This window comes from Aquimarina mycalae (assembly GCF_029906345.1).
In the GTDB taxonomy this organism is placed as follows: domain Bacteria; phylum Bacteroidota; class Bacteroidia; order Flavobacteriales; family Flavobacteriaceae; genus Aquimarina.
This window is the reverse complement of sequence record NZ_JARYGY010000001.1, coordinates 902,714-926,549: the sequence shown is the minus strand read 5'-3', so window position 1 is coordinate 926,549 and position 23,836 is coordinate 902,714. Positions and strand designations below refer to the sequence as shown.

Sequence of the window (23,836 nt, the reverse complement as noted above, 5' to 3'; positions counted from 1 at the left end):
TATACACACATTGCATATATTTCTTTTATATATAACCGTATCCTAAACGTTTATAATACGACTAGGATCTCTTAAAGAAACTAAAAATTCCCCAAATAAAAAAACCACGAGCATAAGTCGTGGTTTTATTTTGATGATAGCTATTATACTGTATGTAATACTAAAACAGTTTTCTGATCATAGTAACCTTAATGTATTAGCACAGTATTTCTATATGTTTGTAGCAAAGGGATATTACTTCACTTTTACACGTACTCCTTCAGAATGGCTGCTAAACTCTGGAGCATACATACTCTGTATGGTAGTGATACCGTTAGAGAAATCTCCTTTGTTATTTACACGCAGATCATATTCAAATACATATACTCCTTTAGGTAAATAATCAAAAAAGAAATTAGTGGATGCATCTTTGGTGCTTTCATAATATCCTAATCCATCTTGATATTTGTATTGAGAGATTACATTGATCGGTTCTAATCCAGAGGCTCTCATATCTTTCATATGTACAAACTCCATAGCGCGATCTGATCGTAATTCTATACGTACTCTGACTAAGTCGCCTAATTGTAAGCTTGTATTGTCTGTGATTTCGGTAATCTCTTCTCCCGTATCTGTGTTCTTTTTTAGAAATAACTTTTTCTTCAATTGCAATGGCGTTTTGGCAGATGTGATCTTATCCAGGTTTTCAAAATATTGCCAGTACAAAGCTCCCCAAGCAATGCCTTTTCCCTTTTTAGTGATTTTGGCAGTAGCCATATCTTTTTGTATTTCATTGCCGCTCCAAGAAGTTTTAAAATATCCAGTACCAGCTTCGACTTTTACATCTTCTATCTTGCTTGGGTCAATTTTTTGATTTCCTAATACAATACTGACCATATCTGTTACTGATAGCCAATCACTACCTTGTAGTAACAACGCATATACAGCTTCGGTAGTGGCTTTGGTAGTTTGCCAGCGATTGGTTTGTTTGTTTTTAAGTAACCAGACCTTTAGATTGTCTACGATTGTTGTTTTCTTAGGCTCTTGTTCAATTTCAGAGAATACTTCAATCATTAATGCCTGTGTTTCTATCGGTGCCTGATACCAATACCAACTTGCAGTATTGGATTTCCAATACATACCTAACTCATCACTAGTGATGCTTTTTTCATCAAGTGATCTAATAACTTTGGTGGCAGTAGTGGTATCATTATTTCGATGTAAAATCAATGCTAACATCCCTTGTGCATACAGGCTTCTATCTAACCAATACTTTTTAGATTGTCCCAGATAATAATTCCAGGCTTCATTGGTATCATTAGCGCGTTTGATATCAGAAAAGAAACTACGCATATAGAGGTAATGCAGTTGTGTATAACTTAGGTGATCTTTATTAATATCAACCTTGTTTTTTTTGCAATACTTTTTAAGTTCCTTGTATTCTTTTACAAATTCTTTATCCAGATGTTGCACTGCTCGTTGGAGCATATTCTTAGTGTTATTATCAAATCTAGTAACTCCTAATTTTTGTAAATGTCCAAAACCAGTGGCAATATGTTGCGTGATATATCTATTTTCTCTACCACCTTTAAACCAAGGAAATCCTCCAGAACCAAATTGCATTTGTTGTAATTTTTTTAATGCAGCATCTAGTTCATTGTTCATTTTATTAAGATCAAAAAGCAATGCGATTCGTTTCTTTTGTTCGGTTTCGCTCTGTGCATCTCGTAACCAAGGTGTTTCCTGGATGATTAGAGATTTTAGTTCTTGGTTTTTTTCCAGATTGCTTACCAATGCATCTGTATTTTTCCATTGATTAAAAACCTCTTGTATTCTGGGATTCGAATTGGCAATATGACTTGCCAATGCATTGGCATAATATCTAGAGAAAGTTTGCTCGGCACATTCATACGGATACTCCATTAAATACGGCAACGCTTGCACTGCATACCAAGCTGGATTAGAAGTCATTTCTAAAGTAAGCTTATGGTTTTTTAGCGTAGTCGACGTGTTTTTCTTTAATTTATCTAAGGTAAATGTCTTAGTCTGATCAGAACGAATCCACATCGGTAGTGTTTCTGTAACTAACATTCTGTTAGATAATACAGGTAATGCATTTTGTTCTCCATCAGAAAATTCGCCAGCTTTTGCTACGATTTTGTATTGTACTGCTTGGGCAGTATCAGGAATCTGTAGTTCCCAAGATACATTTGTGTTTCCTGTAGCTTTTACAGAAAAATCCTGACGGATATTGGTGTTTTGTAAATCTGCATCTATTGATTTGCCTGTTAATGGGTCTACCAGTTGCAGTTCTATAATACCCGTAAGATCCTTGGCAGAAATATTAGAAACTTTAGTGCTAAATACAATCTGATCACCTTCTCGCAAGAACCTGGGAGGATTAGGTAAAATCATCAATTCTTTTTGGGTAACGGTTTCTAATAGCTGCGTTCCTGCATTAAGTTGTTTGGTGTGTGCAAGAAGTTGTAGTTTCCATTTGGTCAATGCTTCTGGAGCAGTAAAATTAAAGCTCACATTTCCTTCGGGATCTGTGGTTAGTTGCGGAAAGAAAAACGCGGTTTCCTGTAGGTTTTTACGGATTTTGATACCTTCTAACGAAGGTTCTTTTGGTTCATCGTTTTTACCTTCATTTCCTGCCAGACCTCGCTCTAATTCTTTTTCTTCGAGCGCATTTGCAGCTACTACAACTTCTTCTAACTCTGCATCATCAGCCATTTCAGCTGGAGCCGCCATCGACATTTTTGCGGATTCCTGACCAGCAATTCTTCCTAAGCTACTTTTAGCACGTCGATTAGAGAATCGATAAGAATTAGCAAAATACAACCCAAACCAATTTAACTGATCATATCCCTGATGTTGAAAACTTGTATTCCAGATTTGTTGTGGATACATATTAAAATTACCATTGGTAAAGCTGATATCTGCTTTTCGTTGCGAATAAGAGTAATATACAGGTCTGTTAATTGGGTTAAAATACCATTGATGAGGCCTGAACTGATCTAAAGAAGCATCATACATACTGGCTAATAGTTCTGCCGTTACTTTGTCTCCTTTAGGACCCTTGATTGTAAAACTCCAAGTCTCTTGTTGTCCAGGTTGTAATTTATCTCTAAAGGTTTTTGTTGTTATCGTAAGTTCTGTAGGTGCATAAGGCACTGCAATTGGTATCGTGCCACTTTGATATCCATTATAGTTTACAAAACTATAGCTCACCGCAAATCCTCCTAAATCCTCATTGCTAACTGGGATTGTTATCGTTTTACTGGAGTTAGATAATTTGATTAATTTGGTTTCTACGACCTGATGGTTTTTTTCTATATCCAGTGTAATCGTAATATCTTCTGAACCTGAGCTTAGTTTTAATAATACCTTACTACCAATATCGTAAGTGGTTTTATCGGTGGTTATACTAAACAATCCACTATCTGATATTGTATCGTCAGACTGATCAAATAGGTTGATGTAGCTTACATCTTTTACTTCTTGCCCAAATCGATCTTTGGTATGAAGCTCTATTACATAGTTACCAGATTCCCATCTTTTGATATTTCCCAGAGAAATATCCTGGGTTCCCTTCGTCTGACCCTTGGTTTCTTTTGTATCATAGGTTGTGTCTAAAACTATGCTTCCTTTTTCCCAGTTTCTATAATCATCTTCATTTTGATAGGCATCGTGTGGGAATAGTTTTTTAAATTCTTCTTTTGTAAAACCACTATAATCAGGAGCTTTCCAAGGACGATTACGTAATGGGCATTCTGGTGCTTCTAGCTTATAAATTTTAAGAGTACCACTATTTGCTACGAACTCATTATTTAGGTTACGAGTGGTAACGTTTAAAGTGTTGTCTTTTTTGGTTTTATCGATTTTAGAAGGAATATTAATCGTAGCAGTTAATGCATGGTATCCAACATTGACATAGCTTGTGGTGCTCCTGGTTTCGCCATTGATATCCGTAACATCTGCTGTAATTTCATATATAAATGTGGGTTGGTTTTCTTTAGGAACACTTTTATCAGGTAACGCTGCAAATCTAATCGTATATGTACCAGTGTCATTGGTTTTAGTTTCTCCGTGTGTTATTTCCTGAGATTCTGATGAATATCTTGGGAACCAATAGCACCAGCGAGGATATTGCACTTTTCTATGTACACGATACACTACTTTGGCATCTGTAATATTACTACCAGCGTAGGCTGTTGCGGTACCTGTTAGTGTTATAGTATCATTGATTTTAATCGTTTCTGTAACTGGTTTAAACGAGGTCTCGAACTTAGGACGCTTATATTCTTCTACAGAAATAGAAGTACTATGATAATTATCAGTTTGGATGGTGTAGTTGCCTGTTAATCCAGAAGATGGGAGTATAAACTCACCAGCAAAAGAACCATATGCATTTGTTTTAAAATTGAGAGTGTTTACTTCTTGGCCGTTTACATCAATTAATTTTGCAAATGTTGATGTATTAGGAACGATTTTTGGGTCTTCGCTTCCTTGAGAAGCCATCATAATACCTTTAAAATATACCGTTTGTCCAGGTCTGTAGATACTTCTGTCTGTAAAGAGAAATGTGGTATGACGCGTATTATTGTCTGGTGTATTATTATCTGCATATCGATTAAGATACAAACCACCAAAACGAGCTTTATCTGTGTCTTTACTAACGGTTGCTAATACATTATAAAAATACCCTTCTTTAGAAAAATAAGCTTCTCCTTTTTCATTTGTAGTAAGTTTTTTGTCTAAGCTGTTTCTTCTGTTTTCAGAATAAAGATGGATCGTTGCATTGGCAATAGGAGCACCATTATTTCTGTCCACTACCTGAAATGTAGTTTTCTTGGCTGTTTTGTTTTCAATCAGCGTTAGGTTAGTTACCTGAAGGTTACCAAAGGCAAAGGTGTGTTTTTCGCTCAAATCTTTTGTTGTAGATCCAATAATAAGATAGGTTCCTTGCGTTAATTTGGGAACCAAAATTTCTGTTCTATGATTTTGATAGTCTTTTTCATCAATAAGTTTGGAGTCCCAACTAGTGATAACAGCTAATTTGTTCAGAAAATCAATTTGTTTTTTTCGATCATATATCTTCCCAAAGGATTTTAATTGATTTTGATTAATTTTTAAAACCTTAAAATATAATTGCTCCAGATTTTTATAATTGACCAATAAACGCGAGGGTTTGTTGATGGATACATAGTTTTCTGATCGAATAGTATTTATTTGTACATCCAGAATTTGTTCTTTTAGATTTGCACAATTGTTTGCTCCTCTGCTTTTAGGAAATTTGGTAATTGCTGCATCACATACTTCTATAGCTTTCTTAAGTTCCCATCGATAGGTCTCTTTCTCTTTAGGAATATACGTTGCTGCCTGATCTCTATATAGATTGGCAATTTCATAGTTATATAGGGTAGAAGAAGCATGATTTTGGTGTGCTTCTTTTTCTGAAATTAAGCTAGCCAATAGAAGCTCTTGTTTATCATTGAATGTAGCATTCGTATGCACAAATTTTAGGCGCTCGATATTAACCTCTATTAGTGCATCTGCCTTTTTATCTCTTTTATGAAAATTGATAAGGTTCTGGTAAATTTTTAAGGCATGAAATTGCAGTGATAAAGTATCTTTGGTTGTGATATTTAATGTAGAAAACAGCTTATAACTTTTTAAATAATCTGGATTGTTTATCTCAAAAGCGTACGACGGTTTAGTAATGCTGGTTTCAGAAGTTTTATAAAAAGCCAATGCATTATGAGATAAAAAATCATAAAGTGTTGGTCTGTATATTTTAGAATCTTCAGCTTGTGTAAGAATGTCATTAAATTTGGTTAAATCTGTTTGTTGAGCCAGAAGTCCGTTTTCCAGGGATTTTTGATAATACAAGTGAATCTCTGCAAATAAAGTCTCTAGATCCCAGGTTCTAAAATCTTCCTGATCTACTTTTTCAGCGGTTTTGGTTCGATTATAAAACTGCCATCTGTTTTCTTGAAAATATTGCCAATATAGATTCGCTAAAATACTTTGTAATATATTTTTACTGGGAAATTTGCTGTTCTCAATCTCGCTTTTTAACTCTTTGATGATGTTTAATTGTGCATTTTCTTCTAAAACTAAATTGTATTTAGCTTTATAGATCAGGGTCTTGGTAATTTGATTGGTATTATTTGCTTTGCGAGCTTTGTTATGTATGGTTTCGACAACTTCTAGCGCTGATTTTGGTAATCCTTGTCGGTCAAAATCTTCTACTTTTTTCCAATCGTCTTGATAATTGTAATTGTCTTGTGCCATTATATAATTTAGGTTTATGATAGAGAATATAAAAACCAGAATGATGTGCTTCTTCATTTTATTGTTTTTTGCTGATATACTACTTACAAGTCTTATGCCATGTTGTAGCTAAAATCTTGATGAAAGTAAATAACTATATAAAGCTACATAATTGCAACGATAAATTAGGGAAAACCTTGTTTTGTTTAGTGAGATTAATCATTTAATGAGTGAAATCCTTGTTATAGATGTCGATAACAATTGAGATCTCTTAATTTTTTTAATTGTTGCAAATTTCATTAGCTCATGGTTAATTGTATCTTTACTCTTTAGAATTAAGAATATAATTATGCGCGTACATTTTATTGCGATTGGAGGAAGTGCAATGCACAATTTGGCAATGGCACTACATCAAAAAGGAGATACAGTAACTGGAAGTGATGATGTGATTTTCGAACCTTCAAAATCAAGACTAGATCGATTTGGATTACTACCTTCTGATTTTGGATGGTATCCAGAAAAGATTACTGCAGATCTGGATGCAATTATACTAGGAATGCATGCTAAAGAAGATAATCCAGAATTGCGCAAAGCTCAGGAACTAGGATTAAAAATATATTCTTATCCCGAATTTTTATATGAGCAGTCTAAGAATAAAACGCGTGTAGTGATTGGTGGTTCTCATGGTAAAACTACCATTACGTCGATGATACTTCATGTACTACATTACCATGAAAAGGAAGTAGATTATATGGTAGGGGCACAATTAGATGGTTTTGATACTATGGTGCATCTCACAGAAGAGAATGATTTTATGGTTTTAGAAGGAGATGAATACCTTTCTTCTCCGATTGATCGAAGGCCAAAATTTCATTTGTATCAACCTAATATTGCTTTAATAAGTGGTATTGCTTGGGATCATATTAATGTATTTCCAACTTTTGAAAATTATGTAACGCAGTTTCAGATTTTTGTGGATAGCATTGTACGTGGTGGAAGTATTAACTATAATGAAGAAGATCCTGAAGTAGTTAAGGTAGTAGAAAATTCTGAAAATCAGATTCGAAAAATACCTTATACTACTCCCCAATATCGTGTAGAAAATGGTGAAACATTATTACAAACTCCAGAAGGTGAAATGCCTATTGAAGTTTTTGGAGCACATAATCTAAGTAATTTGGCTGGAGCTAAATGGATTTGTCAGCATATGGGAATTGACGAAGACGAGTTTTATGAAGCGATTGCATCGTTTACAGGAGCGTCTAAGCGATTAGAGAAAATTGCAGAAAGCGATGCTGCAGTTGCGTATAAGGATTTTGCACATAGTCCTTCTAAAGTAAGTGCTACTACGAATGCGGTAAAAGAACAATATAAGGATAGGCGAGTAGTTGCCTGTTTAGAATTGCATACCTACAGCAGCCTTAATGCCGAATTTTTAAAAGAATATGAAGGAGCATTGGATGCAGCAGACGAAGCAGTGGTATTTTATTCTCCTGATGCAGTAAAAATTAAACAATTAGAAGAAGTATCTGCTAATCAAATAGCACAAGCTTTTAATAGAGATGATCTTATTATTTATACAAATCCAGAAGAGTTTAAAACTTATCTAAAACAAAAAGATTTTTCTAATTCTGCGTTGCTGCTTATGAGCAGTGGTAATTATGGAGGATTGGATTTTGATGAGGTAAAAGGAATGATTTAGTTAAAAATGCTTCTCGAATAATGTATTTACAAAATCAGTAACACTTTTTTGATTGTTTTTGATCAATTCTTGTTTTGCATTTTCGATATCTGCAGGGACTTTATCCTGACTTAATTTAAACTTCCCTTCCCATTGTTGTATGTCAATTTCGAAACAATGTATGTATGGAACTAAACGATCCATTCTTGGGTCTTCTAAGGATAATTTAAAATCCTGATCGGGAGCTTCCAGAAACTCGGTCATGGTTACCATAGACTTTTTGATAATCTCTGGATTCTTGATCTCTGTCACCACACCAGTTGCATGTGCTATAATATAGTTCCAGGTAGGTAATTGATTCGTAGTATATATTGAAGGTGAAATGTAGGTTTGCGGACCCTGAAAAACAGCAGTAATAGGGTAGTTGTCCTTTAGTAATGTGATATGTGGATTATTGGCATCAATATGTCCTACTAGTTTGTCTCCGTGAAAAATAAGAGGTGCGTGCGTTACATATGGAGTTTTTTCTTTGGCAGAAATTAATGTAGCAAAAGGATATGCTACGGCTACACTTTTTATATTTTCGTCATTATAGTCCTGATGATGAGTAGGTGGATACACAGACTATACGTTAAATTGTTGTAAATGATGATCTAAATGCTTGTACTGCATTTTTCCCCATTGATCTTTAGTGAACTTACCAAACATTGGATGTGGATCCCATTCAGAAACAGTTCTTTTATTAGAAAATTCATTAATAAGTTCTAATAATTGTTCTTTTTCTTGATTAAAAGCCTTGGTGTCTACTACTTTTAATTTAGGATGTGTGGGTAGATTTTTTCTCCAGGGCTTATCGTTATACATTGATTTCTTAAAAAACAATTTTGCCAATAAACTAGGTTTCATTGCTGGATAGTCTTTTTTCAAAGCAATCTTAAGAGGAAATTGGCAATGATAAAACATTTGAGAAACATCCATCTTACCCCAAATTGGAGTATTGGTATCGGATAATTTATGAATACGAACTTCTATTTCGTTTTTTGCAGTTTCTTCAAAGAGAGATTTCATGTAAAAGCACAGTTTAGGTGTCCAACTATTCAAAAATAACAGAATTATTTTAAAATATGGTATACGAATACAAGGCTATTTACTAAATAACTTTCAATTAATACTGTAAAACGGCAAAAACAGTGTGCTAGCCTACTTTTTCAAAAACAAGCTTAAGGAAGCCTTCTAGATCTCCGTTGGCAGAAATATCTGCGGGAGTTCCTAGATTAATCATCAAAGGTTGATCCTTAATTTTTCCCATTAAAAAATATTGGTAAGTAGTTCCAGATTGGAATTTATATCCTTTAAGTTCTGAACCAAATGAAGTGAAAATAACTTCTTTTTTAGAAGCATTGTCCGCTCCAAAAGCATCTATAGTAGCGTCAAAAACAGCTGATAACATATCATCACTGTAATAATCCCATTTTATTGATGTACCATTACAAGCTTGTAGTTCATATTCTGATTGAGCTTGGCATCCTCTTGGTACTTGTATGTGATTTCCTACTAAGTTTAGAAAACTTATACGCTTTCTGTCTTGTCCATAGAAACTAATAGTAGCTAATAATAATACGAAAGTAAAAATGTTCTTCATAAATAGGTTAATTTGAAGTTGTTAAATTCTATGTTTTTAGATTATGGGTGGTCAAATATAGTAAAACTTTCATTTTCAAACAAATATATGTTTGTTTAATCTGTAAAACTGGATGGCAAAAACAAAGGTTATTTGTATATTTTAAATAATAATATATTGTAATTGAGATAAATAGTTTATACTGCTATCTTAACTGGTTCAGGGAATAAAACAATACAAAAAATAAATATGAGCGCATATAATGCTTCATTTTCTATCAGGGAATGGAATGAAAATGATCGTCCAAGAGAGAAATTGTTGGTTAAAGGGAAGAATACTTTAAGTGATGCAGAGTTAATAGCGATTTTGATTGGTTCTGGTAATCGACAAGAGAGTGCGGTAGCATTAAGTAAAAGAATTTTGGCAAGTGTTGATCACCAAATTAACTCCTTGGGAAAATTATCGGCAAAGCAATTGATGGATTTTAAAGGAATAGGAGAGGCAAAAGCAATTGCAATTGTTGCTGCTTTAGAACTAGGAAGAAGGAGGAGAGAAGAAGATGTTCCTGTCATACCAAAAATTACAAGCAGCGCCAGTGCTTTTAATGTTCTTTGTCCACTTATAGGGGATCTTGAACATGAAGAGTTTTGGGTGATTTACCTTAATAATTCGAATAAGGTATTGCAGAAAAAACAAATTAGTATAGGTGGAAAAACAGGAACCTTAGTAGATCCTAGGATCGTGTATAGATACGCACTAGAGTTTGGAGCAACGGCTATAATTTTAGCTCATAATCATCCTAGTGGTTCATTAGTTCCCAGTGAATCAGATAAAGTATTGACTAAAAAATTGAAACAAGCAGGGATTAGTCTGGATATAAAATTATTAGATCACTTAATAATAACAGAAAAGAAGTATTTTAGCTTTGCCGATGAAACCATGCTATAATTAGAAATATGCTATTAGTTTATGTTCAAAAAATAACTCCAAGAGTATCGTATACCTTTAAACAGATATGTAAGCGAATTTTAGGGTTGGAGGTTGATTTTACATCTAAAATTGAAGCTTTTATTGCACACGATGGACCTAAACTTTCTTATGGTAAACAACCTTTAGGTAAAGAGCTGTATTTTCAGAGTGTAGATTTGCTTTTTGAACATGGGTTTAATGAAGTCGAGATACAGGTGCTTCCGTGGGAAGAAACACAATGTTTTTTTCAGGTGAAACATCCTGATACGGCATTACCCTTTGATATTTTTGCAGCTACCTTTTATTTGCTTACGCGATACGAAGAATATCTACCGCATGTAAAGGATGAGTTAGGACGTTTTACAGCAACAGAAAGTGTGGCGTACATTTATGGTTTTTTAGAAGAGCCAGTAGTGGATATATGGTCATATAAATTCAAAAAAACGCTTGAAGAAAAGTATACCGATATCGTATTTCAGGAAAAAAAGTTTAGTGTAAAACCAATAATACAGATCTCTCAGACATTTGCATATTGGCAAAAAGGGATTTTGAGGTCCTTGGGTGGAGGTTTAAGAGACCTTTGGCAACTTAAGCTAAACGAAGTAATGGATAGGATTAAGGTGGTTATTGGCGTCAAAAAAGATCCTTATGACACTTTTGATTTTATAATTGATTTACAGAAAAATAAAACAAGAAATTGTATCATGTTCTTTGGGTTAGGTGATTATACTAACTATGAAAAGAATATTAATCATAGTAATCAGAAACATAAAGAGGTAATTAAACATGTCTCTGATTATATAGATGTAGGGCTTAAAATTTCTTATGAAGCAATATCAGATTTAGCAATACTAAAGAAAGAAAAAACTAGAATAGAAAATATTGTAAATAGCCAATTGAGATACTCTTTATGTGCTTTTTATAAGATAAAATTACCTGAAGCTTACCGTAATTTTATCGAATTAGAAATTAAAGAAGATTTCTCGATGGGATATCCAGACCATTCTGGGTTTAGAGCAGGTACTTGTACTCCATTTATGTTCTATGATTTGGATTATGAGGTACAGACTCCATTAATTATACATTCATTTTGTTGTGCTCCTAATAGTTTTGGTACTGACGAGAATGAGTACTCGGTAAAAAAAGAATTACATTCATATTTAGAAAAAATCAGGAAAGTAAATGGAGTATTTACACCTGTTTTTAGTAATGGTCTATTTAGCGAACTTAATGAGCAAACCTTTTGGAAATCAATATTTGAATTTACTTGGAATAAAGATGAGAATGGAAAAAATTGATCATGTATTTTTTGATTTAGATCATACACTTTGGGATTTTGATAAAAATTCTGCATTAGCGTTTCAGATGATGTTTGAGAAATTTAAGATTCAAATTTCAATTGAGGAGTTTTTATCAGTGTATCAACCTATTAATATGCAATATTGGAAATTGTATAGAGAAGAAAAGGTGACTAAAATAATATTACGCAGAGGACGTCTCATAGATGCATTTGCTGCTTTTGATAAAACATTTTCTTTAGAAATAATAGATGCGCTTTCTGATGATTATATTAGTTTTTTACCATTGAATAATTACCTGATTGATGGAGCAGAAGAATTATTGAAGTATCTACAGCCAAAGTATCAGTTGCATATTATTACAAATGGTTTTAGAGAGGTGCAAAATACGAAGCTTTCTAATGCTAAAATCAAACACTATTTTAAGACTGTAACCAATAGTGAAGAAGTGGGTGTAAAAAAACCTAATCCCATTATCTTCGAACATGCGATTAAAATTTCTGGAGCAGATATTGGTACAAGTTTAATGATTGGCGATAATTATGAGGCTGATATTTTAGGAGCAGAAGCATTAGGGATCAAAGCGATTTGTTTTAACTATCATAAAGAGAAATTACCACTTAAAACGATACAGGTTTCTCAATTAAAACAGATAAAAAGTTATATTTAGTAATAAATATTCGTATATTTTCGTTATTACTAAACAACTCCCCCCAGATGAAAACAAAAAAAACCTATGTGTTGCTGCTTGCAGTTGGCATAATTTTAATGACAGCTTCTTGTGTAAAAGATCTTGATTTAGATCAATTAGATGAGGTGGTACTTACACCTGTATTCGAAGCTGATTTTATTTATTCAGAATTTGATGTTGGAGATTATATTCCTGCTGGAGTTCCTCCGAATACACAATTTACGATTCCTCCTGAATCATTAAGGGATACTATAAATTATGATCTTGTAGGAACAGATTTTGCAATAGATAATTTAGAAAGAGTAGAGTTAACAATAGAAGTTCGCAATACAATACAAACTACATTTACGTTACAGTTTCAATTTTTAACAGATGCAGGTCAGCCTATTGGCGATCTTTATAGTGTTCCAGTTGCCGCAGGTTTGGGTGACGGTACAGAACCTGTGGTGTCATTCTCTGTTCCTAATCCTATAGTGTTAGATAATGCTACATTAAATCAATTGTCTACTGCTCAAAAAATTGCGACAGAGATTATTGTACCCACGTTAAATACGGATCTTAGAGGTGTCGCAGAGATTAGATCAAAAGGGAGCTATTATGTAAATTATGAACTATGAGAATCCTACTATATTTATGTTTGTTAGGGTGCTCGTTATACGCTCAAAACAAAGAAACTTTATACGATTTTACAGATTTGCCTCAATCTTTAATGCTTAATCCTGGTGCAGAAGTAAACTTTAAATCCCATATTGGCGTACCTTTTTTGTCGCAAATACATATTAATGCTGGATTTAGAGGAGCCTCGATTTATGATGTTTTTGCAGATGATGGTAGAGATATCAATGATAAGATCGAAAATACATTGAATACGCTGACCAGTAATGATTATGTTACGTTTACACAACAACTAGAAATTATTAATTATGGATGGAGAAGCAAGTTTAAAAAAGACCTGTATTATTCTGCAGGAATGTATCAAGAACTTGATTTGATTGTATATTTCCCTAAGGATTTTGCTGTATTAGCGTATCAAGGGAATCAGGATTTTATTAATATCCCTTTTAGGTTTTCTAACATCAGTGCTACTGGAGAGTTTTTAACTGTGTATCATTTTGGTTATAATAAAAAGATAAATAAACAATTTACTTTTGGTGCCAGAGCTAAAGTATATTCTAGTATTTTTAATTTCCGAAGTACTAAAAACAGAGGGACTTTTACTACAATAGAAACTCCTCAAGGTAATAACATTTATCAGCATGTGATAAGCAACGCCGATGTTAGTTTGCAAACAGCTGGATATGCTTCTTTACGTGAAATTGAATCCGAGGATAATGCAGATGGAGCTAAACAGGTACTCAATAAGTTTTTAGGTAGAGCATTCTTAGGTGGTAATTTAGGAGTAGGTGTAGATGTTGGGTTTAGTTATAAAATCGAAGATCAGTGGACCATTACTGGAAGTATGACAGATTTAGGGATGATTTTTTACACCAAAGATGTAGAAACATACAGAGCAAGGGGAAATTTTGTTTTTGAAGGGCTTGAAACTCCAATTACAGATGGTAGCAGTCAGGATATCCTGGATGAACTAGAAGAGTCGATACCTATAGATACATTAAATACTAGTTATGTCGCTTTGCGTCCAGTAAAATTAAATGGTTCTATTAAGTATTCATTTAACAGGTATGATGATGGTTCTTGTAATTGTTTTCAAGAAGGAGAAGATCCGCCATATCAAGATGCTTTTGGATTACAGTTGTTTAGTCAATTTAGACCAAAAAGACCGCAGTATGCGGCATCCTTGTTTTATTATAAGCGTTTGTCTAACTTTTTAAGAACAAAAGTAACCTATACTGTGGATGATTATTCGTATTATAATATAGGTTTATTATTATCTACCCATATTAACAAAATAAATTTCTATATTTCGGCCAATAATCTTTTAGAATATTCTAATCTTGCCGACGCTAGGGGAGCATCGGTACAATTAGGATTTAATATAATAATGTGATTGATGAATTTAAAACGTGTTTTATTTTTTGGGCTTATTGTTTTTTCAACCATAAACTTATACAGTCAGAAGACTGTGAATGATTATAAGTATGTAATTGTTCCTGAGGGATATAGTTTTTTTTCGGAGAATGATGCATATCAACTAAATTCTCTATCGAAGTTTCTGTTTAATAAATATGGCTTTAAAGCTTTTGTTAATAATGAAGAGTTACCAGAAGATCTTAAAGCAAATGGTTGTCTGGGACTAAGAGCAGATGTTAAGAAAAACTCTGGGCTTTTTTTAACAAGACTTGCTATCGAACTCAAAAACTGTAATGGAATAGTAGTTTTTACTTCAAAAGAAGGTAAAAGTAAAGAGAAGGATTATAAAAAAGCGTATCACGAAGCACTTAGGGATGCCTTTATGGACATACAGGGTTTAGGTTATGTATATAATTCTAAACAGGACGTTGAAAAAGTAACAGAAGAAAAAGTAACAGAAGAAAAAGTGGTTGTTAAGCAACCCGAAACGATTACAAAACCGTTGGAGCCAATTGCTAAAACTAATAAACCATTAGTTCAAGAAAAAGCCAAAGAAGCTGCACCTGTTATAACTACTGAAACACCAGAACAGGTTGTGTCTTCTGAAAAAATGACTTTATATACTTTTAATGATAAAATATTTGTTTTTAAAAGACAGGAGTATGGCTATGAATTGTTGCAAAAAAACAATGAAAAATCCGTTTCAATAGGTAAAGTGTTTACATCTAATAGGGATAATAGCTATATAATTAAAGCTGGTGATTTAAGTGGAAATGGTTATTTTGATAGTTACGGAAACTTTATTTTAGAAAGAATTAATCCTGCTACTAATAAATTGATCACTGATACTTTTGCCAGACAATAATTTAATATCCATATTTCTCTCCCCAACGAGATTTAAGAAAAGTTCGTAATGAATTTTCGCGTTGATTGTTTCCAGGTTCATAAAGTTTTGTGTTCTCTATAGTCTCAGGTAGAAATTCTTGAGGGATAAAATTTTCTTTATGATCATGGGCATATTTATAATCTTCTCCATACCCTAGTTCTTTCATTAATTTAGTAGGAGCATTTCTGATATGCAATGGTACAGAGAGATCTCCAGTTTGTCGTACAAGTTGTTGGGCTTTATTGATAGCCATGTAAGAGGCGTTACTTTTTGGAGATGTAGCGAGATATACTGCACATTGACTTAAAATAATTCTGGCTTCAGGATACCCTATAGTTGTAACCGCTTGAAAGGTATTGTTTGCCATAATTAGAGCAGTAGGATTGGCGTTTCCAATATCTTCTGATGCCAGTATAATCATTCGACGAGCTAAGAATTTTAGATCTTCACCTCCTTCTATCATTCGCGCTAGCCAGTATACTGCTGCATTAGGATCACTACCACGAACAGATTTAATAAATGCCGAAATGATATCATAATGTTGTTCTCCTGTTTTATCATATCTTACGGTATTCTGTTGCACTAATTTTTGCACAAGATCATTGGTGATTATAATGGAATCCTGATCTTGACTAGAAACTATCAACTCGAAAATATTTAATAATTTTCTGGCATCTCCGCCACTCAATCGAAGTAAAGCCTCTGTTTCTTTGAGGTTAATGCTTTTAGATAATAAATATTCGTCTTCTTGCATTGCTCTATCTAGTAGAGCTTCTAGCTCCTGTTTTCCAAAGGGGTTTAACACATAGACTTGGCATCGAGATAGTAGAGCTGGTATTACCTCAAAACTTGGATTTTCTGTGGTTGCTCCTATTAATGTGATCCAACCTTTTTCCACAGCGCCTAATAAAGAGTCTTGTTGAGATTTGCTGAAACGATGAATTTCATCAATAAACAAAATAGGATTTTTAGAAGTAAATAACCCGCCACTTTGTTTGGCTTTATCTATGACCTCCCTGACATCTTTTACACCACTGTTAATAGCACTTAATGTGTAAAATGGTCTGTCAGATTCATTGGCTATAATATTAGCTAATGTTGTTTTACCTACTCCAGGAGGTCCCCAAAGTATTAAAGAAGGAATAATTCCTTTTTTAATTTGTTGTGTTAAAGAACCATTGTTTCCAATTAAATGCTCTTGACTTAAGTATTCTTCTAACGATTTTGGACGTATTCGCTCTGCAAGTGGTTTATTCATAATTACAAATTTACTAAAGAGTCCTTAGTCGATATATGGTAAACATAAGTTTTATTGTAGATTGGATTAGGTTTTATATTAATATCTTAAAGTATAAAATAATTAATATACTGACAATTTTGCGGGATTTTCTTTTTTGGAGGATTTTTTGATTATCAATATGTAATTATGAATAAAAATGATCATTTTAGGTTTAGTACAGGAGTTATTGGATATCCATTGCTGTTTGTGTTGGCTATATGGATAGTTTTTTGGTTTGAAGTACGTTTTGGTTTTGATTTTAATCATTTAGGTGTATATCCCAGAACATTAACGGGGCTTCGGGGAGTAATATTCTCTCCTTTTATCCATGGAGATTTATCTCATCTATGGCATAACACTTTGCCGTTACTAATATTATCAATGTCACTATTCTTCTTTTATCCCAATAACGCTTGGAAGGTGTTGTTATTAGGAGTTTTTCTTACAGGAATGTTAACTTGGATATTGGGTAGGCCAGCAAACCATATTGGAGCAAGTGGAGTGATCTATATGCTTTTTGGTTTTCTTTTTTTTAAAGGAATATTAGCTAAGCATTTTAGATTAATAGCATTATCATTTATTGTCGTTTTTATATACGGAAGTATGATATGGTATACGTTACCTGTTGATCCTAAGATTTCTTGGGAAGGTCATTTATCTGGATTAATAGTTGGTGTTTTACTTGCTTTTTTTATTAAAAAAGGAATTGCTAAACCAAAAACTTATCATTGGGAATCGCCAGATTATGATGATAGTGAGGATGAATTCTTAAAACATTTTGATGAAAATGGTAATTTTATAGAAAAATTACCAGAAGAAGATATAGAAATAATCTACGAGTATAAGCAAGAACCTGAATCAAAGAAAGGCGAATCTTGATTTACTAAATTATAACCTTTGCCTTATAGACTCATATAGAAATACTCCACAGGCTACCGAAACGTTTAGAGAACCTATCTCTCCGTACATAGGTAATTTAGCCAAGTGATCCGCTAATTTTAATACAGAGTTAGAAATTCCTTTGCCTTCACTACCCATAACAATAGCAGTAGGTGTTTTTAAATCAATGTCATAAATAGGAGAGGATGCTTTTTCTGTTGCTGCAATTATTTGTACTCCTGAAGCTTGTAAATAATACATAGCGTCTTTAATGTGATCCACTTTACAAATAGGAATCTTAAATATTGCTCCAGCTGATGTTTTTACAGTATCAGCGCTTACTGGAGCGCCACCTTTTTTTTGAATTATAATTCCGTGTACACCAGTACACTCAGCAGTTCTTATAATAGCACCAAAATTACGGACATCGGATAATTGATCTAAAATTAAGAATAACGGAGTTTTACCAGACTCAATAACTTGTAATACGAGGTTCTCAAGATTATAAAATTCAATAGGAGAAGTTTGTGCAACAACACCTTGGTGGTTTTTGCGTGTAAGCCTGTTTAGTTTTTCAATAGGGACATAAGAAAAACTAATGCTATTAGTTTTTACCAAATCCATTAATTCTTTCGCAAGCTCACCTTGTAAACCTTTTTGGATAAAAAGTTTATCTATATTTTTTTCCGAGTTAATAGCTTCTATAACTGACCTGATGCCAAAGATTTGAGATTCGTTTTTCATAGTCCGCAAAGATATATATAAAAAAACATCCCGATGAAATTTCATCGGGATGTTTAAGGAATTTTATAAGAATTAAGCAGTTATTACTGCTTGTCAAATCTATGAGATACTTGTATTGGTCCAGCTCCACAGTCAGACTCTACGTTATCCGTAACAGTAACTATAAAAGAAGAGTCATCATTTGCGTCATAGTTAGAAGCAGGAGAACCAGAACCTACACTTAGGTTAACAGTATTTCCTCCACAACCAACTCCAGTATCAACGAATTCGATTAATACATCATTACATACTAAATTCATTACGAAATCAGTAGGGAACGATCCGAAACCAGCATCCGCGATGTAATCTGCAGAAAATGTTCTTTGAGTTGCAGTTGCGCCAACTGCCAATGTAACTGTTCCTCCACTAGGACCAAATACACCAGCACCAAAAACACCTCCTGATAAAGATGTAACAGTATATGCGCCAGTAAACGCTCCATCAGGAATAGGGCAAACCTCAAAGATATCAACGGTTACGGCATTATTACCGCCAATGATAAATCCACTTCCTTCATCAATAGTAAGTACTAAATCCTTACCTTCGATCTCAACACCGTTATCAGTTCCATCAATAGTTAGTGTACCATTGTATTCTCCAGCAGGAACTGTAATACTAGAATTGAAGCTATACGTAGCTGCATCTGCATCAGTTAAATCAGTATCAATTGTTACTGAATAAGTTCTATCTGATGTAGATTTAGTAGAAACATCTAAAGTGATGTCTACTGAACCAGTTTCATTAATAGTTACCGGAAGGCTAGCAGAACTAGCACGGAAAGCTACTAATGTTTGACCATTATTTCCATCAAAAATAACTGGCTCACCACCTTTGTCACAAGAAGCAAAAAATGCAACTGAGGCGATTAAAACAATTTTTGAAATATATTTTTTCATAATTCTTTTTTTTTATTAGTATCCAGGATTTTGCTGATCTCTAATTACCACATTGGCATTTAGCTCAACCTGCGGAATTGGAAGAGTAAAACGGAAGTCAGAGACTGGTAAAGAACAAGCTCCATTAACAGCACAGTCAGTAGGCTCTCTTAATACTTCTCTGTTACCTCTAGCTCCAATACGCTTAAGATCTAAGTAACGGTGTCCTTGTGCAACAAGTTCCTGTCTTCTTTCATCTAGAATAGCTCCAAACGCTTCTGTTTCATTAGCATAAACTGGAAGTGGTTGTGCAGCTCCTAATCTAGCAGTTCTTAACTGCTGAATAAGTGTTGCAGCTCCTACTAAATCACCAGCATCAGCTAATGACTCAGCCTGAATAAATAACATCTCTGCTGATCTGAACACTTTTAAGTCATTAAGTAAAGGTTGCCCTCCTGATCCAGGATATATAAAGAAGTTTAGTACATCTGTACTTTGTCTAAGAGGATCTGTTGCATAACCAGGGTTGATCAAAGCATCTGGTCCTACAAAACGTGCACGTCTGATATCTGCTGCATCATATAGGTTGAAAACCGCTCTACCCATTTCGAAAAAAGGAGCTCCACTAATTGTAGGATCTACGTTAGCAAAAAGACTTCCTGCCCATCCACCACCGTTGGTACCTTGATTATCGAAGTTATCAGCAATAGCTCTATCAATAGAGAATATTTGCTCAGTAGTATCGGCGTCATCCCACATATTAAAGAACTGTCCTTGATCTGCAATAGGGTATCTTGTCAATAAATCAGCAGCTAAAGTTCCTGCAGTAGCATATTGACCTCTATATAAAGCAACTCTCGCTCTTAATGCAATAGTACCATCAACTGTAAAGAAAAGTGGGTCAGCTCCAGCAGGGTCAATTAAACCAGCGGCAAGATCCAAATCAGATATTATAGAAGTAAATATCTCACCATTTGTATTTCTTGGTAAGCTTTGACTAACTTCTGGTACAAAATCAAGAAGAATTACAGCTAAAGCACTATCATCTGTATAATCCGTACTATAGTAAGATAGTAAAGTAAAGTGTGCATAAGCTCTTAAAGCATAACACTGTCCAAGAATATCATTGTATTGATCTTCTTCTCCAGCTTCAGGAGTAATTGCAGCAGCTGCAGCTATTACTCTGTTTACTGAGTTTAATACAGCATAATTAGTAGTCCAAATATTAGTTGGAGCAGTACTAGTAGAATTAAGAATGAACCCATAGCTACCATCTGTTAAACCTTGACCTCCATTTGTTAAACCAAGTGCAATTTCATCAGTAAATACTGCATTAAACAATATTTCATGGGTGCTGTCTAGGTTTCCATAAGCACCTAATAAACCTAGCTGTAAATCAGATACACTTCGGAAAGCTTGATCTGCTCCTAAACGTCCAGGTTGATCTATTTCTATTGCGTCATTACAAGATGTAATAAGTGAGGCAAATACAAATAGAAGGAAAAATTTATTTATAATTTTCATCTTTTATTTTTTTTATTAAAATCCAAATTCAAATCCAACAGAAATTATTCTTGGAGTTGGATAACGGTTAGCAGTAGAGTTTAAACTTTCTGCATCAAATCCTTCCCACTCAGAAAGTGTAAATAAGTTTTCACCATTTACAAAAGCTTTAACCGTTGTAAATCCAGTGTTCTTTAAGAATTTAGATGGGAAACTATATCCAAGACTAGCAAATCTTAATCTGATATAATCAGAATCTCTTAAATATCTATCAGAATTTGAATCTAAAGCTCTATTACTAGCTGTTAAAGAAGGAATATCTGTAACACGGTTATCAGGAGTCCAAGCTCTATCTAATGTTCTTGATGATCTAAAGTTACCAACTGCACTAGGATCTTCAAAACCTTGTAAGTCAAAATCAAATCGCTCTACACCGATAGTATAGTTAAATTGAGCAGTTAAATAGAATCCTTTATAATCAGCGTCAAATCCAAAACTTCCTTGATAATCAGGGAAGATGTTAGCATCTAACCATACTCTATCCGTATCAGGACTTGGGTTTTCAGTTAAGTTTCCATTAACATCTAAGAATAATAACTCACCATTAGCAGGATTTACTCCAGCATATCGGTATACAAAATATTCATTGATAACTCCACCTTCTCTAAGTCCAGTAAGACCACCATTAAATACTACTCCATCATCTGTAGGAAGCTCTAGAATTTCTTGTTTGTTGTAATTACCTACAACTTTTAAAAGAAGGTTGAAACCATCAGAACCACCTCTGATAAGATCATAGTTTAAACTAAGGTCAAAACCTGAATTCTTAAGAGAACCAGTATTGGCATTTAAGTTTGTAGCACCATTGATCGCAGATATAGGTCTGTTTTGGAATAACTCATCTGTTTCTCTGTCATAGTAGTCAAAAGAACCTCTAAGTCTTCTTTCCATAACTTCGAAATCCAATCCAACGTTAAGTTGAGTTACGGTTTCCCACTTTAGTGTGTTGTTACCTATTTGACTTAAGAAAAGAGAGTTTAAACCTCCATAACCAGTTCCAGTTGCGAAAAGATCTCGAGTTAAATCTGGAGCACTAAAATAAGCTTGTGGACCAGCAACGTTATCTAAAATTCTTTGGTTACCTGTAATACCATAAGAAGCTCTAAGTTTTAATAAGTCAAAAACAGAATCTTGCATAAAGTTTTCTGCACTAATATTCCATCTTGCAGCAACAGACCAGAAAGTACCCCATCTATTACTTTCAGAGAAACGATAAGAAGCATCTCTTCTTAATACACCTGTTACACCATATTTCTGATCGAAATCATAATCTAATTGACCGAAATAAGAGAATAAACCAGCATTTAGGATATTAGCGTTGGCAACATCTACGAAGAAATCGTTAGCTGCATTATCACCAATAAATCCAGAACCATCTCCTGGAGAGAAAGTTGCAGGATCTAATCCTTCTTCTCTATATCCAAAAGTTCTTAAATGTGCTTTGAAATATTCAGTAAATAATGTAACGTCTAATGTGTGTTTTTCAGCAAACGTCTTACGATAGTTCACATTAGTCAATGCATTAAATGAAAATGTTCTTATTGATTGTTGTTCTTGAAATCCTGGAGTATTGTTTCCAGTTTGAGCAAATAATATTGCATTAAAAGATGTTGGAAATTCCGCTCTTAATCTTTGCTCATCAGTGAAGTCACCACTAAACACAGTATTTACTGTGATGTCATCAGTAATTTTGTAACTCGCATTAGCACTTGCTACAATCTTAATCTCGTCTTCTCTTCTTTCAAAAGTATCTAATCTGTCTAATAAGAATAATGGAGTGTTTGTTAAAACAACAGGAATAACCCCTCCAGCTCCAGGAGTATAATCAGCAGGAGATAAATAAGGAACCGACTGATATGCACCTAAAACGTAGTTTCTGTTTACAGCACCAGAACCAATACTATTTGGTTCTTCATTTTCTGAGTAGTTAACTGTAAGATTAGTACCATAGGTAAATTTATCATTATCTGATTTACCATTAACGTTACTTCTTAAGTTAAATCTTTTAAGTCCACTTTGATTTAGAACTCCTTCTTGGTCATAATATCCAAAAGAAGTAAAAGAGCTTAAGTTTTCACCACCACTTGTAAATGATAAGGTATGGTTTTGAGTAATACCTGTGTCAAAAAATACTTCATCCCAATTTGTTGTAGAAAAAGCAGCGATTTCAGCATCAGTCAAAGTAGAACCAAGACCTCTACCTAATTCTCTCTCTAATAATAACTGTTCTTGAGAATTTTTCAAGTCATAATCATTACTCTGTAAGCTAGAAAAACTAGTAATTCCTAAGTAGCTTACTTTTAGTTTTGAATTATAACCACCTTGCTTAGTTTTGATAATAATAACACCATTTGCACCTCTATTTCCATAAATAGCAGTTGCACCAGCATCCTTTAATACAGATACAGATGAAATGTCATTAGGGTTTAAACTACGAAAGTTGTCTTCATCTACAGGAGCACCATCTATAATAAATAAAGGCTCTGAGTTACCGTTAATAGAAGTAACCCCACGAAGGTTTATTGTACTATTACCACCTGGTTGACCTGTATTGGTTGTAATATTAAGACCAGAAACCTGACCTTGTAATGTTTGAATAGCCGAAGCGTTTGGTCTTGCTTCAACCGATTGAGCAGTAATTGTAACTGCAGAAATATTGGATGTAGCTTTAGTCGAAGTTCTATATGCTTCAATTACTACTTCCTCTAACTCTGAAGCTGATGCTGCAAGTTGAACATTAATTGTGTTACTGTCACCAATTGCTTTCTCTTGTGATTGGAAACCAACATAGGTAAAAGTTAGGATAGCACCTCTGTTTGCTTTGATAGAATAGTTACCATCAAAATCTGTTTGTGTACCATTAGCTGTGTTTTTCACAACTATATTAACCCCTGGAAGCGGTAAACCTTTGTCATCGGTTACATTACCTGAGATTGTTTTTTCTTGTGCAAAAGTAATTTGCACAATCAACGCTAGAAATAGCGTTAAAATTCCACTAAACTTTGTTCTCATTTTACGATTT

Annotated in this window: 17 protein-coding genes; 8 read left to right on the top strand and 9 right to left on the bottom strand. The window is 33.9% G+C overall.

The annotated features are described in order from the left end of the window. Window positions 1-234: 234 nt before the first annotated feature. A complete protein-coding gene (locus QBK95_RS04110; protein WP_280930862.1) occupies window positions 235-6,336 on the bottom strand; it encodes an alpha-2-macroglobulin family protein in 6,102 nt (2,033 codons plus the stop codon). A gap of 271 nt (window positions 6,337-6,607) precedes the next feature. Between QBK95_RS04110 and QBK95_RS04105 the strand changes: the two genes are divergently transcribed. Further along, window positions 6,608-7,960 carry a UDP-N-acetylmuramate--L-alanine ligase gene (locus QBK95_RS04105; RefSeq protein ID WP_280930860.1) on the top strand — a complete coding sequence of 451 codons (1,353 nt, stop codon included), beginning with the start codon at window positions 6,608-6,610 and terminating at the stop codon, window positions 7,958-7,960. On the opposite strand, the gene QBK95_RS04100 is transcribed toward QBK95_RS04105, so the two are convergent. From QBK95_RS04100 to QBK95_RS04090, 3 genes are all read right to left on the bottom strand, one after another. Then, entirely contained in the window at window positions 7,961-8,560 is a 600-nt protein-coding gene (locus tag QBK95_RS04100) for an FMN-binding negative transcriptional regulator (RefSeq protein ID WP_280930858.1), read from the bottom strand. Between the two features lie 3 nt (window positions 8,561-8,563). Further along, window positions 8,564-9,007 carry a DUF1569 domain-containing protein gene (locus QBK95_RS04095; RefSeq protein WP_280930857.1) on the bottom strand — a complete coding sequence of 148 codons (444 nt, stop codon included), beginning with the start codon at window positions 9,005-9,007 and terminating at the stop codon, window positions 8,564-8,566. Window positions 9,008-9,134: 127 nt separating this feature from the next. Beyond that, window positions 9,135-9,581: a hypothetical protein gene (locus QBK95_RS04090; protein WP_280930855.1), complete on the bottom strand. Its 447-nt coding sequence runs from the start codon at window positions 9,579-9,581 to the stop codon at window positions 9,135-9,137. Window positions 9,582-9,809: 228 nt separating this feature from the next. Between QBK95_RS04090 and radC the strand changes: the two genes are divergently transcribed. The 6 genes from radC to QBK95_RS04060 are packed head-to-tail and all read left to right on the top strand — an operon-like array spanning window position 9,810 to window position 15,414. After that, window positions 9,810-10,508, top strand: a complete 699-nt coding sequence (radC, locus tag QBK95_RS04085) for a RadC family protein (RefSeq protein ID WP_280930853.1) — start codon at window positions 9,810-9,812, stop codon at window positions 10,506-10,508. 8 nt (window positions 10,509-10,516) lie between these two features. Beyond that, window positions 10,517-11,827 (top strand): polysaccharide deacetylase family protein, encoded by a 1,311-nt coding sequence (locus tag QBK95_RS04080; protein WP_280930851.1) that lies wholly within the window; start codon window positions 10,517-10,519, stop codon window positions 11,825-11,827. Next, window positions 11,814-12,497 (top strand): YjjG family noncanonical pyrimidine nucleotidase, encoded by a 684-nt coding sequence (locus QBK95_RS04075; protein ID WP_348637318.1) that lies wholly within the window; start codon window positions 11,814-11,816, stop codon window positions 12,495-12,497. The genes QBK95_RS04080 and QBK95_RS04075 overlap by 14 nt, the downstream gene beginning before the upstream one ends. 47 nt (window positions 12,498-12,544) lie before the next feature. Continuing rightward, window positions 12,545-13,135, top strand: coding sequence for a hypothetical protein (locus tag QBK95_RS04070; RefSeq protein ID WP_280930846.1), 591 nt, complete (start codon window positions 12,545-12,547; stop codon window positions 13,133-13,135). Continuing rightward, entirely contained in the window at window positions 13,132-14,526 is a 1,395-nt protein-coding gene (locus QBK95_RS04065) for a DUF5723 family protein (protein WP_280930844.1), read from the top strand. The genes QBK95_RS04070 and QBK95_RS04065 overlap by 4 nt, the downstream gene beginning before the upstream one ends. 3 nt (window positions 14,527-14,529) lie before the next feature. Beyond that, window positions 14,530-15,414 carry a hypothetical protein gene (locus QBK95_RS04060; protein ID WP_280930843.1) on the top strand — a complete coding sequence of 295 codons (885 nt, stop codon included), beginning with the start codon at window positions 14,530-14,532 and terminating at the stop codon, window positions 15,412-15,414. 1 nt (window position 15,415) lies between these two features. Here the strand turns inward: QBK95_RS04060 and QBK95_RS04055 are convergent, their stop codons facing one another. Beyond that, entirely contained in the window at window positions 15,416-16,693 is a 1,278-nt protein-coding gene (locus QBK95_RS04055; RefSeq protein WP_280930840.1) for a replication-associated recombination protein A, read from the bottom strand. Between the two features lie 168 nt (window positions 16,694-16,861). Here QBK95_RS04055 and QBK95_RS04050 point away from each other — a divergent pair, with 168 nt between their 5' ends. Next, the gene (locus QBK95_RS04050) at window positions 16,862-17,593 is read left to right on the top strand and encodes a rhomboid family intramembrane serine protease (RefSeq protein ID WP_280930839.1); all 732 of its coding nucleotides are present in this window, start codon (window positions 16,862-16,864) and stop codon (window positions 17,591-17,593) included. 9 nt (window positions 17,594-17,602) lie between these two features. Here the strand turns inward: QBK95_RS04050 and rlmB are convergent, their stop codons facing one another. From rlmB to QBK95_RS04030, 4 genes are all read right to left on the bottom strand, one after another. Further along, the gene (gene rlmB / locus QBK95_RS04045; RefSeq protein WP_280930837.1) at window positions 17,603-18,337 is read right to left on the bottom strand and encodes a 23S rRNA (guanosine(2251)-2'-O)-methyltransferase RlmB; all 735 of its coding nucleotides are present in this window, start codon (window positions 18,335-18,337) and stop codon (window positions 17,603-17,605) included. Between the two features lie 83 nt (window positions 18,338-18,420). After that, a complete protein-coding gene (locus QBK95_RS04040) occupies window positions 18,421-19,272 on the bottom strand; it encodes a hypothetical protein (RefSeq protein ID WP_280930835.1) in 852 nt (283 codons plus the stop codon). Between the two features lie 15 nt (window positions 19,273-19,287). Continuing rightward, complete coding sequence (locus QBK95_RS04035) at window positions 19,288-20,775, bottom strand: RagB/SusD family nutrient uptake outer membrane protein (protein WP_280930833.1); 1,488 nt, start codon at window positions 20,773-20,775, stop codon at window positions 19,288-19,290. Between the two features lie 15 nt (window positions 20,776-20,790). Next, a complete protein-coding gene (locus tag QBK95_RS04030; RefSeq protein ID WP_280930831.1) occupies window positions 20,791-23,826 on the bottom strand; it encodes a SusC/RagA family TonB-linked outer membrane protein in 3,036 nt (1,011 codons plus the stop codon). Window positions 23,827-23,836 lie beyond the last annotated feature (10 nt).